Below are 17,609 nucleotides of genomic sequence, written 5' to 3'. Positions count from 1 at the left end.
ACCGGCTTATCTTAAGCCAACCGTTGGAGCCCTGGACGGGCGGAAACGAGCCCCCAGGGATGGGTTTACGGCGTGTTGGCGTAGGTAAGCCGGTTTTGCAGATTAACTAGAAGTACTGCCTTTCATTGAATAAATACAACAATAATTTAAGCTCACAGGACATGATGCTATGAAGCTGGTTGATACCGCGGTAAGCCGCCCCGTCACTATCTGGATGTTCACACTAGGTATTTTACTTTTCGGTCTGGTTGCTGCAGGCCGCCTGGCGGTGAATTTATTGCCTGATTTATCTTACCCGTCACTGACAGTGCGCACCGAATTTGTCGGCGCTGCGCCGGCTGAAGTCGAGCAGCTGGTCAGTAAACCTATTGAAGAAGCCGTCGGCATTGTTAAAGGGGTGCGCAAGGTGCAGTCGGTGTCACGCTCTGGCCGCTCAGATGTGGTGATGGAGTTTGACTGGGGCACTGATATGGACCTGGCTGCACTGGAAGTACGCGAAAAACTGGATGTATTATTCCTGCCTTTGGAAATTGAAAAACCTTTGCTGCTGCGGTTTAACCCGAACTTAGACCCGATAGTGCGCCTTGCCCTGAGCCGGGATACCGAAGCGGAAGCGCTAAGCCCGGCGCAGCTGGTTAGTTTACGCACCTTTGCTGAAGAAGATTTGCGCCGTGCACTGGAGTCGTTGCCCGGTGTTGCCGCCGTAAGACCTGACGGTGGTCTGAGTCAGGAAATTCAAATTCTGGTCGATCCGGAAAAGCTCAGTCAGCTGCAGCTGGATATCAGTCAAATCAGTGAGCGGTTACGTGAAGAAAACCTGAATCAGGCAGGTGGCAGGCTGGAAACGCCGAGCTACGACTATCTGGTGCGTACCATCAACCAGTTTGCAAACCTAAGCCAGATTGAAGATCTGTACGTAGCCGAAGTGGCAGGCAGCCAGATCCGCTTAAAAGATATTGCCCAAGTGCGGGACAGCTTTGTTGACCGTCAGAGTATTACTTATATTAATGGCAAAGAAGCCATTGAAGTGGCCGTATACAAAGAGGGTGATGCGAATACGGTACAAGTTGCAGAAACACTGCTGGCACAGTTACCACAGTTAGAAAAATCTTTGCCAGCCGGTTACCGGCTAACCCTGGTGTATGACCAGTCTGAATTTATTAAACAGGCGATTGAAGAGGTTAAATCTTCAGCCATCGTCGGCGGTCTGCTGGCGATGCTGGTGCTGTATCTGTTTTTACGCAATGTTTGGGCAACACTGATTATTTCGGTTTCGATACCGGTATCGGTAATCGCTACCTTTAATCTGATGTACGGTCAGGGTATTACGCTGAACATGATGAGCCTGGGCGGTATAGCGCTGGCCGTTGGCTTACTGGTCGATAACGCTATCGTTGTGCTGGAGAACATTGCCCGGCACAAGGAGCAGGGTAAAGATGCTTTTACTGCCGCCAGAACCGGTACCCGCGAAGTGGCAATGGCCATAACCGCATCAACACTGACGACAGTTGCGGTGTTCTTCCCGCTGGTATTTGTTGAAGGTATCGCCGGGCAGTTATTCCGGGATCAGGCTTTGACGGTTACTTTTGCGCTGCTGGCATCGCTGGTGGTAGCGCTGACGCTGATCCCCACCATGGCCGCGCGCGAACGTAGCCGTAGTAACAGTGCTGATTCACCTGTTGCCGCCGCAGCAAGCGCTGAGCCGGTGCGCCGCTGGTACTACTGGCCAACCTGGCCGCTGCGGATGCTGGGCAAGGCTCTGCGTGGCCTGATGCTGCTGGTGATGATGTTGCTAACGTTGGTATTTCGTCTGGTTGGCCGGGCGCTGGCCTTCGCCTTTAAACCGCTGCTGGCGGTAGTGCAGTGGTTGCTGGTGCAGCTGGAGCGGGTGTATCGCCGTGCGTTACAGGCTGCGCTTAATTTCAAAGCGTTAACTATAGCGATTACGTTAGCGGTAGCCGCAGGCTGTTTTGCGTTACTGCCGCGCTTAGGCGCCGATGTAATACCGGCGATGAGCCAGGGCGAATTTTTTGTTGAAGTACAGTTGCCGGTAGGCAGTGCTATTGAACAGACCGATAAAGTACTCACCAGCCTGGCAGCTATTGCCGCTGAGCAAACCGTGGTTAAGCGTAGCTATGCGCAGGCCGGTACTGGTGCCCAGATGACGGTTGATCCCAGTATAGGCGGCAGCCACTGGGGACGGCTGAGCATAGTGTTAGAGCCGGGTACCAACGCTGAGCAGGAGCAGCAGGTTATCACGACACTGCGTGATTATCTGGCCCTGCAGCCTGATATTATGGTGAAAATTGACCGGCCGCAGCTGTTTAGCTTCAGTACGCCTCTTGAAGTGGAGCTATCCGGTTATGAGCTACCACAACTAAAAACTGCGGCAGATAACCTGGTTGCTGCACTGGAAGCCGACGATCGTTTTACTGATGTTAAAACCAGTCTGCGCCGCGGCCAGCCGGAAATTACATTGTATTTTAATCATGGTTTGTTATCGCAACTGGGTATGACATCACATGATGTGGCCAAAAGGGTTGCCGCTTATGTCGGTGGCGAGCTGGCGGGGCAATATTCAGTGAATGACCGTAAAGTAGATATCCGCGTCAGGCTGGAAGAGCAGTACCGTCAGTCTGAGCAGCAACTGGCACAACTGATCATTAATCCGGGCAGCGATAAGCCGTTACCACTGTCTGCTGTGGCAGAGATAAAACGTGAAACCGGCCCGAGTGAAATTACCCGTATCGGCCAGCAGCGGGTGGCTGTGGTTAGTGCCAACCTGGCTTACGGTGATTTAGAGCAGGCAACCCAACGCGCCCAGACAATATTATCGGCTCAGCGTCTGCCGTATGGCGTCAGTGCTGCTGTAATGGGACAAAGTGAGGAAATGGAACGTGCTTATACCTCGCTGACGATGGCACTGTTACTGGCGGTTTTTCTGGTGTACTTAGTAATGGCGTCACAGTTTGAGAACCTGCTGCAGCCGCTTCTGATCCTGTTTACTGTACCTCTGGCCGGTGCCGGTGCTGTGCTGGGATTGTGGCTAACCGACACCCGCTTGTCTGTCATAGTATTTATCGGTCTTATCATGCTGGCCGGTATAGTGGTAAACAATGCGATAGTGCTGATCGATCGTATAAACCAGCTGCGTGGCGAAGGTGTTGCATTAACACAGGCCGTGTTAGATGCCGGTAGCAGCCGGTTGCGGCCGGTTCTGATGACGACACTGACCACCATTCTTGGCTTGTTACCTATGGCAATCGGAGGCGGTGATGGTAGCGAAATTCGTGCGCCGATGGCTATTACCGTGATCTTCGGTCTGGCGTTGGCCACTATGCTGACCTTGCTGTTTATTCCGGTGTTATATGCGCTGTTTAGCCGTGATAGCACAGTGCAGCCTGTCGCAGACAACGCACAGGAGGTGGGTGTATGAGTCAGCAACCTCTGGCACTTACCCGGTTTGCTTTAACGCGGCCTGTGACTATCTGCATGATGTTTTTATCGATGCTGGTGTTTGGCATTATTGCCAGCCGCATGCTGCCACTGGAGAAATTCCCCGGCATTGATATACCGCAGATTTTCATTAATGTGCCCTATAACAACGCGACACCGACTGAAATTGAGCGCTTGATCACCCGTCCGGTAGAAGAGGCACTGGCAACCGTCACCGGTGTGAAGGAAATGCGCTCCTGGTCAAATGAGAACAGTGCGGAAATCTCGCTGGAGTTCAACTGGGAAGAGAACATTAATAGCAAGAGTATCGAAGTACGTGAGCGGCTGGACAGCATCCGCCATCTGTTACCTAAAGATGTGGAACGCGTGCTGGTGTTTCAGTTCAACACCAATGATATGCCGATATTTCAGCTTAGGATCTCCAGCGAGCGCGATTTAGCAATGGCGTACGACTTGCTGGAGCGCCAGATTAAACGTCCGCTGGAACGGGTAGCCGGTGTATCAAAAGTTGAGCTGTATGGTGTTGAAAAGCGCCAGGTTGTGATCCGGCTGGACCCGGATAAAATGCGCGCCCTGAACATTGACGCCACCACCATCGTTAGTATGTTGCAAAGTAATAATTTTGCTATGACAGCGGGGGAGCTGCGTAATAATCAGAACAGCATACTGGTAAAACCGGTTGGTGAGTATCGAGAGCTGGAAGAGATAGCATCGCTGCCTATCCGGCCTGGATTAAGCCTGCGTGAAGTTGCAACCGTGCAGCTTGAACTGCCCAAACGTGAAGATGGCCGTCATCTGGATCAAAGCTACGCAGTGGGCATGAACGTATTTAAAGAATCAGGTGCGAACCTGGTTGAGGTTGCCCGTGCTGCACTGGCGGTAGTTGAGGCTGCCGACAATGATCCGGCGTTTAACGGTATCAGCCTGTATATCATGGACGACACAGCCAAAGGCGTTACCACCTCACTGGCCGACTTACTGAGCGCCGGAGGTATCGGGGCCTTGTTATCTTTTGCCGTGTTGTATCTGTTCTTACGCCATTTTGGCACCACTATGGTGGTGGTGCTGGCTGTGCCTGTGTCAATCTGCATAGCATTGGGGCTGATGTACTTTATGAATTACAGCCTGAATATCCTCAGCATGATGGGGCTGATGCTGGCCATCGGTATGCTGGTAGATAACGCTGTGGTGGTGACGGAAAGTATTTTCCGTGAGCGCGCGCTGGGTGGGGATGTGAAGGCCGCCACGGCCCGTGGTGTACGCCGCGTCAGTCTGGCGGTTGTTGCAGGTACTGCGACTACAGCGATAGTGTTTTTACCTAATATAGTTGGCCAGAAGATGGAGTTGACTATTTTTCTTGAGCATGTCGCGATCGCAATTTGTCTGTGTCTGGCGGTCAGTCTGTTAATGGCGCTGACGCTAATCCCCCTGCTAACTACCGGATTGAAGGTGCAGCCGGTAAAAGAGCAGAAATCAGGCGTGTTTGAAGCCAACTATCGCCGTGTTTTAGGTTGGGTGATGTATCACCCGCGTTGGTCAGCTTTTGTTGCTGTGCTGCTGCTTGGCAGTATTGTCATTCCGATGGGCGCTGTGTCGGGCGGTGACGAAGACAATGAGGACCGGGACCGGATTTTTCTTAATTACAATGTGCAGGGTAACTATGCTATTGCCGAAGTTGAAGAAGAAGTCAGTGCGATGGAGCACTATCTGTACGCGAACAAAGATAAGTTCGACATAGAGTCGGTATACAGTTATTACCGCTCCGGTCATGCTATTTCTATCATTATTTTAAAAGAGCAACTGAGTCAGCCGATGGTGCAGCTGAAAGAAGCCATCCGTAAGGACTGGCCGGCACTGGTGCGTTCAAAACCGTCTTTTGGCTGGGGAAATAATGGCGGCTTACAGGTACATTTACTGGGCAGTTCTACTGAAGTGCTGCTGGATTTGGCTACTGAAATTGAGCCTATGCTATCTGCCATTACCGGGCTGGAGGATGTTAGTTCAGAAATTGCTCATGGTCAGCAGGAGATCCAAATCACATTAAAACTGGATCAACTGCAGCGGCAGGGGTTATCTGCACAGCAGGTTGCCGGCGCTGTATCGCTGGCATTGCGTGGCACCAACTTACGCACTTTCAGAACTTTAGAGCAGGGCGAGCTGTTAATGCGGGTACTGTACGATGAAAAAGTCAGTCATTCGCTGGCAGAGTTGTCAGCCCTGCCGATACTGAATAAAGATGGGATCGTGATCAGCCTGCAGCAGCTGGCCGACATTAAAACAGCGCCAAGGCTGGATCAGATCCGCCGTTTTGACCGTCAGACTGGTATCGCGATACGCATGAATCTGGCAAAAGATTACACCATGGACAGTGCGCGGGAAGACATTAAAAAAGTGATGGATCAGTTGGCATTACCGTCAGGTTATCGCTGGTCATTTCAGGGCAGTTTTCAGCGCCAGGACGAGTCTCAGCAGGTGATGATGGTAAATATGCTGCTTGCTGTGGCAATGATTTATATCGTTATGGCGGCGTTGTTTGAATCATTATTGCTGCCAACGGCGGTTATAGGTTCTTTGCTGTTCTCGCTGGTTGGGGTGTTCTGGACCTTTATGTTAACCGGCACCAGCATGGGGATTATGGGCATGATAGGCATGCTGGTGTTGATGGGCATAGTGGTAAACAACGGCATAGTGTTGGTTGACCGGATTAATCAGGACCGGCAGGAACAGCCCGATGCGTCACTGCGCGAATTGATTATCCATGCCAGTGAGTCGCGGCTGCGGCCAATTCTGATGACGGTTGCGACAACCGTGCTGGGGCTGCTGCCACTGGCATTAGGCGGTACGCAAATTGGCGGTGACGGCCCAAGCTATGCACCTATGGCCATTGCTATTATCGGTGGCCTGTTGTTTTCTACCCTGACCAGCTTGGTATTGGTGCCGCTGACTTACTGGGGCCTGGTTAACCTGATTAGTGGCTGGACCAACTGGCGGCAGCAGTCGGTGCGTTATGCTGACAAAGTACTAAAAACAAGAGGTGGTTCAGTATGAGCTATCACCTGCTGGGATTATTACTGGCATTGCTGAGCAGCTGTCCGGCCTGGGCAGTATTACTTGAGCCGGGAAAACCGTCTACTGCACAGGCTAATGTCAGGCTGTTACCGCAGCACTTCACAATAGCCGGGCTTAACCGGGACCGCCAAATCCGGCTGTACCTGCCGCCACATTATCAGCACAGTACCAAGCATTATCCTGTGCTGTATATGCATGATGGTCAGAACATCTTTGATGATGCTACTGCCTATGCCGGCGAGTGGGGGGTAGATGAAACCCTTAATTTGCTATCAGAGCAAGGTTGGCTGGACCTGATAGTGGTAGCAATAGATAACGATGGCCGTCACCGGATGACGGAATACAGTGGCTGGGATAACCCCCGCTTCGGGCGTGCAGAGGGACACGAGTACACCGGTTTTATCCGTAGCGTGGTAAAGCCTTACATTGACTCACACTACCGTACCCTGCCAGGGGCAGCCTTCACTGGCATTATGGGTAGCAGTATGGGCGGTTTAATCAGCCATTATGCGGTGTTTAATCAGCCCGGTACTTTTGGCCGGGCAGGTATCTTCTCGCCGTCATACTGGTATGCCGAACAAGTGTTTGAGCAAACTAACAGCAGCACTCTGCCTGCAGACAGCCGAATTATGTTGCTGATGGGGCGGCAGGAAGGCAGTGAGATGGTTGGCAATATGCTGAAAATGGCTCATCTGCTGCAACAGCAAGGCCTGGAGCCACAACAGCTTGCAACTAAGGTTGTCGCGGGTGAGCATAACGAAGCGTTCTGGCGGCGCGAGTTTGCTGACGCTGTACTATATCTGTTTAATCCTGCAGCATTCTATTTAAGGCGTCCTTGAGCTGCGCAAGGTTTTACGCTAGACTGCCCGCCGTCCTTAAGGGAGTAATCTGCGGCTGTTTGATGCAGCCGCGCTACGGTCAACATACTTGTGCCGCATTGCACATGGCCGTATCGTTCAGCGCCCGCTGAATTGATGAGACTTAAGACATAATACCGGTCCATAGCGGGAGCCGTGTTATGTCTTATGTTTATTCCCGCCAAGGTTGTATTATGGACGCGTTTATCTCTTCTTTTACTGCTGTCGCTGTTGCCGAAATTGGCGATAAAACCCAATTATTGTCGTTATTTCTGGCCGCCAGATTTCGCGCCAGAGGCGCTATAATTGCAGGCATTCTGGTGGCTACCTTACTCAATCATGCGGCGTCAGCCTGGCTGGGTGTCTGGGTAGCGCAGTTTATTCCCCACGGTTGGCACAATCTGCTGCTTGGCGGCAGTTTTATCGCGGTAGCGCTTTGGTTACTGATCCCGGACAAAGATGACAGTGAAGACAATGGTATGCTGCGTTATGGTGCTTTTGCTGCCAGTTGCATGTTGTTTTTCCTGGCTGAGATTGGTGACAAAACCCAGATTGCAACCGTTATTCTTGCCGCTAGCTTTGAACAGGCCGTATGGTGGGTCATCGTTGGCACGACGTTGGGCATGTTGGCCGCGAATGTCCCTGTGGTTTATGCGGGTAGCTGGCTGATGCAAAAAATCTCACTAAAATGGGCCAGATGGTCAGCCTGTGCGCTGTTTATTGTGTTAGGAATTTACATTATCTGCTCTGACCAGCTTGCTGCACTGAGCTAAATTACAAGACCGGTGCCCGAAGCCATTGATTGTTATTTACTTTGCAGTTATGTTGCTCAATGAAACTGTTGTGTCAGCGTAACATTGAATCGACAGCCGTTTTAATAAAACAATAATAGTAGTAAAGGAGAATGCGTCATGAATGACATTAATGCGACACCGGTAGTAAACAGCTCTACCGCAAAGTTGGTGTATATTCTGTACTTGGTTGGTTTGGTGTTTGGTATCACCGGTATTATTGGTGTTATTGTCGCTTATGTGAATAAAGATGATGGCCCGGAGTGGTTGCAAAGCCATTATCGCTTTCAGATCCGCACGTTCTGGATGGGGCTGCTGTTCATGATCGTTGGCGGTATTTTACTGGTCGTCATGATTGGCTGGCTGGTCTATCTGTTCTGGATCGTCTGGTTGATTATCCGCTGCGTAAAAGGCCTGAAGCAGCTTGAACTGCAACAGCCCGTGCAGGACGAAAAAACCTGGATGTTCTAAACTGTTTTTCATAAAAAGCGAAGCTCAGGCTTCGCTTTTTTGTTTATGGCAGCTTTCTTACGTATTTCCGTCACAGTGCTATTGAACTGCCGGCGTGCTTTTTCTACCCTGTATCCGTTCAGCAAAATGTTGCACAACTAAAACAGGATCCCACTATGCGTTATAACGCCCTTTATCTGGCACTGGCTTTTGCCGGTGTGCTAAGTGCCTGCTCTCCGGCAGACAACACGTCTTCTACAACATCAGCAAATTCTGACGCTAAAACAGCTGAAACAACGGCAACGGTAAGCTTGTTGCCGGCATTTGAAAAGCGGCTGGATATATACCGCAGTGTTGATTTAACGGCGGATTTATCCGCGCTTAGCGATAATCAGCGCGCTATGCTGAGCAAGCTGATTGATGCCAGTAAAATTATGGATGAGCTGTTCTGGCAACAGGCTTTTGCTGAAGAGAAAGCGGCTTTTCTGGCGAAACTGCCAGAAGGTAAAGTACGCACTTTTGCTGATATTAATTATGGTCCCTGGGACAGATTAAAAGGCGATGAGCCGTTTCTTAGCGGCTATGCTGAAAAACCTGCCGGGGCACAGTTTTATCCTGCTGATATGACCAAACAGGAGTTTGAAACAGCAGAGCTTAGCGACAAAACCGGGCTGTATTCGGTAATACGCCGCGACAGCGAAGGTAAGCTGCATACCATACCTTATTCCGTGCAATACAAAGCAGAGCTGGAAGCCGCTGCGAAACTGCTGACAGAAGCCTCAGTACTGGCCGAAGACAAAGAGTTTGCCGAATATCTTAAACTGCGGGCGCAGGCGTTACTGACAGACAACTATCAGCCATCAGATTTTGCCTGGATGGCGATGAAAAACAACCCGATCGAGCTGGTGATTGGCCCGATAGAAACCTATGAAGATCAGCTGTTTGGTTATCGTGCCGCGTTTGAAGCCTATGTACTGGTAAAAGATTTAAGCTGGAGCGAAAAACTGGCGAAGTATGCAGCCACTTTACCGGCGCTGCAAAAGGGGTTACCGGTAGCAGAAGCGTATAAAGCTGAAACACCGGGTTCAGATGCCGACTTAAATGCTTATGATGTCATTTACTACGCGGGCCACTCGAATGCCGGCTCTAAAACGATTGCGATAAACCTGCCAAATGATGAGCAGGTACAGCTGGAAAAAGGCACCCGCCGTTTACAGCTTAAAAACGCTATGCAGGCCAAATTTGACCATATTATGCTGCCTATTGCAGATTTACTGATCGCACCTGAGCAGCGCAGGCATGTCACCTTTAACGCGTTTTTTAACAACACTATGTTCCATGAAGTAGCACATGGGCTGGGCATTAAAAATACCATTAATGATAAAGGCTCTGTACGTCAGGCGTTAAAAGAACATGCTTCAGCGTTGGAAGAAGGCAAAGCCGATATTCTAGGCCTGTATATGATTACCCAGCTAAAACAGCAGGGTATGCTGGATGAGGGTGAGCTGGAAGATTATTACACCACCTTTATGGCAGGTATTTTCCGTTCGGTGCGTTTTGGTGCCTCCAGCGCGCACGGTAAAGCCAATATGATCCGCTTTAATTATTTTGCCGAACAGGGCGCTTTTGTCCGTAACGACGATGGCACCTATCAGGTGGATTATCCGAAAATGCAGGCGGCTATGGCGTCGTTATCTGAGCTGATCCTAACACTGCAAGGCGATGGTAATTACGACGGCGTTGCCGCACTGGTAGCGGATAAAGGCGTGATTAAACCGCAACTCTCTGCAGATCTGGCTCGTTTGGCGGCTGCCGATATACCGGTTGATGTGGTGTTTAACCAGGGGAAAGAGATCCTGGGGTTAAAATAAGCACAGTGTACGGGCAGCATGTGTGCTGCCCGTTACGCATTTATCTGTCGGGAGATAAGTATTCCCTGTCATAGAAAGTGCGCAACCAGTGCGGGCGGTAAATGGCCATCAAGGTGATAGCACTGCCGTTAAGCAGCGCCTCGGGAAACCAGATCAGCAGTGCCAGCTGCCAGTAGTTATCAATAATAATTTGCCAGCTATAGCGGCCTTCCAAGCCAAACCAGAGCGATGTCAGGCTGATTTGCAATACGATAGTAAGTGCCGCAGTAATAAAACCCGCGACAAAAATATAGATGAATAAATGCCGGCTCAGGTAGCGGTAACTGGCCAGAAACAGCGTATAGCTAAACAGGCCCGGCAAGATAAAACTGCACAGTGCATATAAACCACTGTCCTGCCATGCCAGCTTGCCAAAACCAATCAGCAGCAACATAGGCAGCAAACAGAGCCAGATAGCAATACGCCAGCCGTGGCACAATACTACCGTAGTAACCAGCAGAAAATGCAGGTTAAGGCCCTCTTTTATACCTGCCTGCACACTCCAGAATAAACTGAGCGCGACAGCGGATGCCAGCACCAGATGCTGATAGCCCGGCTCAGCCAGCAATTTAGGAATAAACTCACGCGGAAAGTAATACCACAGCAGCGCCAGCGTGATAAGCGCTCCGCAGATTTGCCAGCTTGTCATGATGGTTCATCTTATGCCGTCAGTTTGGCGCCAGTATAACGGTGTCTTGCCGTTCAGTCACCGCTGTGGCGGGGATCCGAGCCTTCCAGTATTTGCCCTGCACCTATTGCCGTGCAGATCAGTAGCACCGGTACGGCAAATAAATGCATCATTAATGACAATTCTGCCGCAAAGTTTATCCAGAAAATCACCAGCCAACTGCTAAGCCAGACACCGATTGCCGGCCATTTTTTGTTTAGCTTACTCATACTGCCTCCTGCGTTATGTTTGTACCACGGTTGCAGTGTAAAACTTGCTAAATCCTGACAGCAGTGTCACTATTGATAAAAATAAGGTGAATAGTGACAAAACTGATGTAGTCAGCGTGAGCAGGAAAACCATGAAACAAATAGCCGTCCTGGCGACAAACAGCAGTATCAGCAGTGATCTGTTCGGTTTGCTGGATTTTTTTGAGTATTGCAACGTGCTGTGGCGTTATCAGCAAGGTGAGCAGGCTACACCGTTATTTCACTGTTATCTGGTATCACCTGACGGTAAGCCGCTGATATTAAAGCAGGGCGTTACGCTTAATGTACAACCGCACAACTGGCAAAGTGCTGATGTGCTTATTCTGCCTGCGGCCTATGCTTACAACCGGGCGCAGCTGAGCGCTTTGGCTCAGCAATCTTCGGTTTACTTTGCCGGTTTAGCGCAGGCTCAGGCGAAGGGTAGCCTGATAGCTGCACACTGCACCGGTACCTTTATCCTGGCAGGTAGTGGTTTGCTTGAGCATAAAAGCGCGACATCGAGCTGGTTTTTCAAAGACGTATTTCAAAGCCTGTACCCCAATGTGCATTTACAGCTGAATAAGCTGCTGGTGCAGGACGGCAATCTGTTAACTGCCGGTGCGACTACCGCTTTTATGAATTTGTGCCTGGCGTTAACAGAACGTTTGGTTGGCGAGCAGTTTGCCCGGCAAATTGGCAAAATCATGCTGACAGATCCTAACCGTAGCTCGCAAATACCTTATATGGATTTGTCCGTCGGGCAGCCGCATAAAGACTTACTGGTCGCCCAGGTGCAAAAGCACCTGCTTAACTCACTGGCAGAGCCTTTTGCGCTGGAAGCACTGGCTGCACAGTTTCATTTAACCAAACGGACTTTACTGCGCCGCTTTAAAGCAGCACTGAACGATACACCGCTAAATTATCTGCAGCGGCTACGGGTAGAGCAGGCTAAGCGCCTGCTGGAAACTACCAGCATGCCAATAGAGCAAATAGTGTTACAGGTCGGCTACGAAGACATGAGCTCATTTCGTAAACTGTTTCTTAACTACACCGAATTAAGTCCAAGCCAGTACCGGCAGAAATTTATGCAGCAAGAAGACTTTGATTGTTGTCCGGCAACAGCGATAGAAAAGGTTGGATAAATAATTTTCAAAAATGACTTGCGCTTATTGATTACGTTTGTAATATTAAATGTATTACAGGTGTAATCGATGGTGTAACTATGATTGAAATCAGCAATGCCGAATTAAAAGTTATGCAAATCCTCTGGCAACGTCAGCCTTTGTCGGCCAACGATGTTGTCGCAGCGCTGGCTGATGATAAAGACTGGCATGAAAAAACAGTCAAAACACTGTTAAACCGTCTGGTCAGCAAAGGTGCACTGGGCTTTGAAAAAGATGGCCGCGCCTACTTATATTATCCACTGATCGCCGAGCAGGACTATCAGCTGCAGCAGAGCCGGTCTTTTGTCGAGCGCTTATTCGCCGGCAGGGTTGCGCCGCTGGTAGCCGGTTTTGCCAGTCAGAACAAACTCAATGCCGATGATGTCGAGCAGTTAAAACAGTTGATCGCTGATTGGGAGCAAAAGCATGACTGAGTTTTTATTGCAGCTCTGTGCACCCTTATCACTGCTGTTACTGCTCTTGATACTGGCGCAGAAAGTGCTGTTAAAGCCCTTAGGAGCACGCAGTATCTATGCGATCTGGTTTGCTGTACCACTCTTTTTATTGATGTCTGTTCTACTGCCATTTCTGCCGGTAAGTTTTCACTCTGAACCGATAAAACGTTACCAGGTCGGAGTACAGCAGATCTCGGCCAGTGTCAGTGATAGTAGTGCTTTGTTCAGCTTGTGGTTGCTTGGTAGCGTATTATGTTCAGCCTATTTGCTGCTAAGTTATTTAAGCAGCCGCGCTCAGTATCACAAAGCTATTCCTGTAAAGCTGGCCAGGCATGCTATTCAGTGCCGGCAGGCAGCAGATTGCAGCGGCCCCTGTATTAGCGGGCTGTTCGCGCCACTCATTCTATTACCAGCTGATTTTTTCACCCGCTTTGATGCGACACAGCAACACCTTGTCCTGATGCATGAGCTGACACACTGGCGGCGGGGGGACTTACATCTGAACTACTTTGCGCTGCTGATACTGTGTTTGTGCTGGTTTAATCCACTTTGCTGGCTGGCGTACCGCAAATATCGTCAGGCGCAGGAACTGTCTTGTGACGCAGTCGTGACTGAACACGCGGGCAAGGCAGAAAAAATTGCTTATGGTCATGCTTTACTAAGCAGTACGCAGCAGCCATCCAGTCTGTGGTGGCCGCTTTCTCATTACTACGGAGATTTTAATATGATGAAACAACGCATTACTCAGCTACAACAACAAAAAGGGCTGAGCAAACCACTGGTTTTGACGGCCATGGCACTGGTACTTGGTTCAACTTTGTTATTGCAACAACCTGCCTTAGCCGGTGCAAAAGACGCGACACAGTTGGCACCTGTTATGCGCATAGAGCCGCGTTACCCGGTTAAGGCAGCAGAAGAAGGCATTGCTGGCTTTGTACAGCTGAAATTTGATGTCAGTGCCGACGGCAAGGTTAGCAATGTCAACGTAATAAAATCGAGCCCGTCTGATATTTTTGATAAAGAAGCCGTTAGGGCACTGAAAGAGTGGCAATATAATGCAACCGGGCAGGAGCATAAAGGGCAGCTGGTACAACTTGATTTCGAACTGGATATTGTGCCGCCTGAGATGGAAAGGATCAGTGTGAAAGCTGCCACGGCTGATCATGGCTAAATAAACGGCTCAATGTATAAAAGCAGCATTAGCAGCGCCATTTGATGGTGCTGCTTTTGTGCATTATCTATAGTCAGAACCAGCCAAACGCCAGGACAGTTTTACTTAGCACGTCATCGTTAAATAACAGTTCGGCAGGGCTGCCTTTGGCGGCACCGAAACAGACATGCAGCGGCAGTAAATGCTCTTCGCGGGGCTGCATTAAACGGGCATAAGGCGCATCCAACCAGCGCTTGAGTTTTTCTGCTTGCTCCTGATAATCCCGCTCTGGCGACAAGCTCTGAATCAGATATTGATTAAACTCGTCAATCTGCATTTTGCTTACCAGGTCCGGGTTAAAGAATGCCTGCATATTATGAAAGCTCATGCCTGAACCGATAATCCAGACATTTTGCCGGCGTAAAAAGGCCAGCGCTTCACCCAGCGCAATATGTTGCGCCGGGTCCAGCCCTTTGATTAAGGATAGCTGTAAAACCGGAATGTCAGCGTCAGGACGCAGCATCAATAGCGGAACAAAGACACCATGATCAAGGCCACGGTTTTTATCAAGCTGTGGCGTAAAACCTGCGTCAGTGAGCTGTTGGGCAATGTTTACGGCCAGCTGTGCAGCACCTGGCGCCGGGTAAGTCAGCCGATAGCTCTCAGCAGGAAAGCCATAATAATCATACAGTAAGTGAGTTTTATCATTGGCTGTCAACGCCGGCGCACTCTCTTCCCAGTGGGCGCTGACGACTACAATTGCCGCAGGTTTGCTAAGCGTCTGTTGCAGCTGTGTTCCGAGGCCACCGATAAAGCGGGTCAGTCCGGCATGGCCTGGATCACCGAGTAACGGCAGAGGGCCGCCGCCATGGGGTAAGAACAGCACAGGCGCCAGAGCAGTTTGCATTGCAATATCCTTTAGAAACACACGGGCTTTAGCTTACGTAGTATAACCTTTCTGCACAACTACGATAAAGTTGACATTTTTGCTGCTTATTTATCTAAATAATAGGTTGAATGCCGCGGCACTAAGGTGAGCCAACGCCGTGTATTGTTTTTATTAAGCACAGGCCGCATTATATGTGCAGTTTTGCTGCAGCAGTCGGGGCTGCAGTGTGCATTGGGGTGTTATGCGCTGGCTTAGCCGTTTTGCCATACTGTTTTATTTAAGTTTATTGTGTACGCCGCAAGCTTTTGCTGTGCACGATTTACGGCTGTCACCGTTGGCTGATACCCAGCTGCAGGCTGTTATGCCAGCGCTGCCGCTTCACCTTGCCGACAATAGCCAGACCGACGATAACGACCCGCCTGTATTACCAACAACGTTAATTGTTAAAGTTCGTTGTTTATACCGGCATTGTATTTTACCTGCAGCCGGCCAGTGCTATAGCGCTGTCGTGTTGTTAAGTCATCCGCCGCGTGCACCGCCGGCTTTTTCTCACGCTGAATATTTGCTGCCAGCCACTGCGCTGGCCTGAGTTATTTTGCTAAGCCAGCCGTCTTTCGGGCACTGGCAGTGAGGACAATTATCCATGTTGAACAAAAACCCGGCGTGGCGCTATGTCGCCGTGCTTGGCATGCTGCTGCTTGCGCTGCTGTATGCCTTACCCAATTTATACCCTGAAGATCCGGCACTGAACATCAGTGCAACCCGTGGCAGTGCCATCAGCAATGAAACCAGTCACATGTTAAATCAGCAGTTTTTATCCGCTAACATCGCCATAAAAGCACAAACCTTAACCGACAATAAACTGCTGATACGCTTTGCCAACACTGATGCACAGCTCAAGGCGCGTGAAATTGCCAGCCGGGTGCTTGGCGACAAGTTTGTCGTAGCCTTGGATTTGGCACCCGCTACACCGGCCTGGTTACGTGCAATCGGGGCAAAGCCGATGAAGCTGGGGCTGGATTTGCGTGGCGGTGTACATTTTTTGATGGCGGTTGATATGAACGCCGCTATCGATAAAAACCTGACAGACTTGGCTCAGACGCTACGCAGCGAGCTTCGCGATAACAAGCTGCGTTATCGCAGTGTGCAGCTGGATTTAGCCCGGCAGCAGGTTGTCGTAAACTTGCGCAGTACAGAAGATCTGTCGGCGGTGCAGGCTGCACTTAAGCAGTATGACCACAATTTACTGTTAAGCATGCAAAGCGATGGTTTAGCTGTGCAGGTAGCCTTAAGTGAGCAGCAGCTAAAACAAATTCGTGAATACGCCCTGGCGCAGAACATTACCATTATCCGCAATCGTGTTAATGAGCTTGGCGTTGCTGAACCTTTGGTGCAGCGTCAGGGCGCTGACCGTATTGTGGTGCAATTACCCGGCGTGCAGGATACCGCCAAGGCTAAAGAAATATTGGGTGCAACGGCAACACTGGAGTTTCGTCTGGTAGACGAGCAAAGCGATGTTACAGCTGCACAGGCGGGACGTTTACCGGCTGATACCGGGCTTTATCATAGTCGTGACGGCCGGGCCATGTTGCTTGAGAAAACAATTATGCTGACCGGGGAGCATATTACCGGTGCCAGTAGTGGTTATGACGAATATGGCCGGCCGCAGGTGAATATCAAACTCGATAGCAAAGGCGGGTTGCTGATGTCTGCCGGAAGTAAAGATGCAGTCGGCCGGCGCATGGCATCGGTGTTTATTGAATACAAGCCCGGCACTGAACGGGGCCCTGATGGTAACCCTGTCCTGATTAAACAGCAGGAAGTGATAAATGATGCCACTATTTCGCAGCGGCTTGGCCGCGACTTTGTAATAACTGGCCTGAGTTCACCTTCTGAAGCGCAGAATCTGGCAACGCTGTTACGGGCCGGGGCTTTGATTGCACCGGTTCAGATCATAGAGGAACGCACTATAGGCCCAAGCCTCGGGTTGGAAAACATTTCGCTTGGTATCACCGCTATTGTCTGGGGCATGGCAGCCGTGTTGCTGTTTATGCTGGTGTATTACAAGGCCTTTGGTCTGGTCGCCAATTTAGCGCTTGTTGCCAACCTGGTGCTGATCATTGGAGTCATGTCGATGATCCCGGGGGCAACGCTGACGCTGCCGGGGATGGCAGGCATAGTGCTGACAGTAGGTATGGCTGTGGATGCAAACGTGCTGATTTTCGAGCGGATCCGCGAGGAACTGGCTGAAGGGCGTTCTGTACAGCAGGCTATTCATCTTGGCTATGACCGTGCTTTTGCCACTATTGCCGATTCAAATATCACCACCTTGCTGGTGGCCCTTATTTTATTTTCAGTGGGAACCGGGCCGGTAAAAGGCTTCGCCGTAACACTGGCCATTGGCATTATCACCTCTATTTTCACTGCGGTGGTAGGCACGCGATTGTTGGTAAACCTGTGCTGGGGTGGCCGGCGTTTACAGTCGTTACCGGTTTAAGGAGCAC

The 17,609-nt window shown here is 50.3% G+C and carries 14 protein-coding genes; 11 read left to right on the top strand and 3 right to left on the bottom strand.

The window, feature by feature from the left end:
- The first annotated feature begins 169 nt into the window (after positions 1-169).
- From AC5SV9_RS02550 to AC5SV9_RS02525, 6 genes are all read left to right on the top strand, one after another.
- Positions 170-3,436: an efflux RND transporter permease subunit gene (locus AC5SV9_RS02550; protein ID WP_475151813.1), complete on the top strand. Its 3,267-nt coding sequence runs from the start codon at positions 170-172 to the stop codon at positions 3,434-3,436.
- Positions 3,433-6,504 (top strand): efflux RND transporter permease subunit, encoded by a 3,072-nt coding sequence (locus tag AC5SV9_RS02545; RefSeq protein ID WP_475151812.1) that lies wholly within the window; start codon positions 3,433-3,435, stop codon positions 6,502-6,504. The genes AC5SV9_RS02550 and AC5SV9_RS02545 overlap by 4 nt, the downstream gene beginning before the upstream one ends.
- Positions 6,501-7,364 carry an alpha/beta hydrolase gene (locus AC5SV9_RS02540; RefSeq protein WP_475151809.1) on the top strand — a complete coding sequence of 288 codons (864 nt, stop codon included), beginning with the start codon at positions 6,501-6,503 and terminating at the stop codon, positions 7,362-7,364. The genes AC5SV9_RS02545 and AC5SV9_RS02540 overlap by 4 nt, the downstream gene beginning before the upstream one ends.
- A gap of 179 nt (positions 7,365-7,543) precedes the next feature.
- Positions 7,544-8,155, top strand: coding sequence for a TMEM165/GDT1 family protein (locus tag AC5SV9_RS02535; RefSeq protein WP_475151807.1), 612 nt, complete (start codon positions 7,544-7,546; stop codon positions 8,153-8,155).
- A gap of 138 nt (positions 8,156-8,293) precedes the next feature.
- Positions 8,294-8,644: a DUF4870 family protein gene (locus AC5SV9_RS02530; RefSeq protein ID WP_475151804.1), complete on the top strand. Its 351-nt coding sequence runs from the start codon at positions 8,294-8,296 to the stop codon at positions 8,642-8,644.
- A 155-nt stretch (positions 8,645-8,799) separates the two neighbouring features.
- The gene (locus tag AC5SV9_RS02525) at positions 8,800-10,494 is read left to right on the top strand and encodes a DUF8614 domain-containing protein (protein WP_475151801.1); all 1,695 of its coding nucleotides are present in this window, start codon (positions 8,800-8,802) and stop codon (positions 10,492-10,494) included.
- Between the two features lie 40 nt (positions 10,495-10,534).
- Here the strand turns inward: AC5SV9_RS02525 and AC5SV9_RS02520 are convergent, their stop codons facing one another.
- Together AC5SV9_RS02520 and AC5SV9_RS02515 are read right to left on the bottom strand one after the other, a co-directional pair.
- Positions 10,535-11,182 carry an energy-coupling factor ABC transporter permease gene (locus AC5SV9_RS02520; RefSeq protein WP_134054149.1) on the bottom strand — a complete coding sequence of 216 codons (648 nt, stop codon included), beginning with the start codon at positions 11,180-11,182 and terminating at the stop codon, positions 10,535-10,537.
- A gap of 53 nt (positions 11,183-11,235) precedes the next feature.
- On the bottom strand, positions 11,236-11,430 hold the full coding sequence (locus AC5SV9_RS02515; protein ID WP_475151798.1) for a hypothetical protein: 195 nt from the start codon (positions 11,428-11,430) through the stop codon (positions 11,236-11,238).
- 131 nt (positions 11,431-11,561) lie between these two features.
- On the opposite strand from AC5SV9_RS02515, the gene AC5SV9_RS02510 reads away from it, so the two are divergent.
- From AC5SV9_RS02510 to AC5SV9_RS02500, 3 genes are all read left to right on the top strand, one after another.
- Positions 11,562-12,590: a GlxA family transcriptional regulator gene (locus AC5SV9_RS02510; protein WP_475151796.1), complete on the top strand. Its 1,029-nt coding sequence runs from the start codon at positions 11,562-11,564 to the stop codon at positions 12,588-12,590.
- Positions 12,591-12,670: 80 nt separating this feature from the next.
- Positions 12,671-13,045: a BlaI/MecI/CopY family transcriptional regulator gene (locus AC5SV9_RS02505; protein WP_475151793.1), complete on the top strand. Its 375-nt coding sequence runs from the start codon at positions 12,671-12,673 to the stop codon at positions 13,043-13,045.
- Positions 13,038-14,237 carry a M56 family metallopeptidase gene (locus tag AC5SV9_RS02500; RefSeq protein WP_475151790.1) on the top strand — a complete coding sequence of 400 codons (1,200 nt, stop codon included), beginning with the start codon at positions 13,038-13,040 and terminating at the stop codon, positions 14,235-14,237. Before AC5SV9_RS02505 ends, AC5SV9_RS02500 begins: the two co-directional genes overlap by 8 nt.
- 73 nt (positions 14,238-14,310) lie before the next feature.
- On the opposite strand, the gene AC5SV9_RS02495 is transcribed toward AC5SV9_RS02500, so the two are convergent.
- A complete protein-coding gene (locus AC5SV9_RS02495; protein ID WP_475151786.1) occupies positions 14,311-15,123 on the bottom strand; it encodes a DODA-type extradiol aromatic ring-opening family dioxygenase in 813 nt (270 codons plus the stop codon).
- A 208-nt stretch (positions 15,124-15,331) separates the two neighbouring features.
- On the opposite strand from AC5SV9_RS02495, the gene AC5SV9_RS02490 reads away from it, so the two are divergent.
- Together AC5SV9_RS02490 and secD are read left to right on the top strand one after the other, a co-directional pair.
- Complete coding sequence (locus AC5SV9_RS02490) at positions 15,332-15,694, top strand: hypothetical protein (RefSeq protein ID WP_475151784.1); 363 nt, start codon at positions 15,332-15,334, stop codon at positions 15,692-15,694.
- 54 nt (positions 15,695-15,748) lie between these two features.
- Entirely contained in the window at positions 15,749-17,602 is a 1,854-nt protein-coding gene (gene secD / locus AC5SV9_RS02485) for a protein translocase subunit SecD (RefSeq protein ID WP_475151781.1), read from the top strand.
- Positions 17,603-17,609: the final 7 nt, after the last annotated feature.

Source organism: Rheinheimera sp. ATLC3 (genome assembly GCF_059429535.1).
This window is presented reverse-complemented; position numbering and strand designations above follow the sequence as displayed.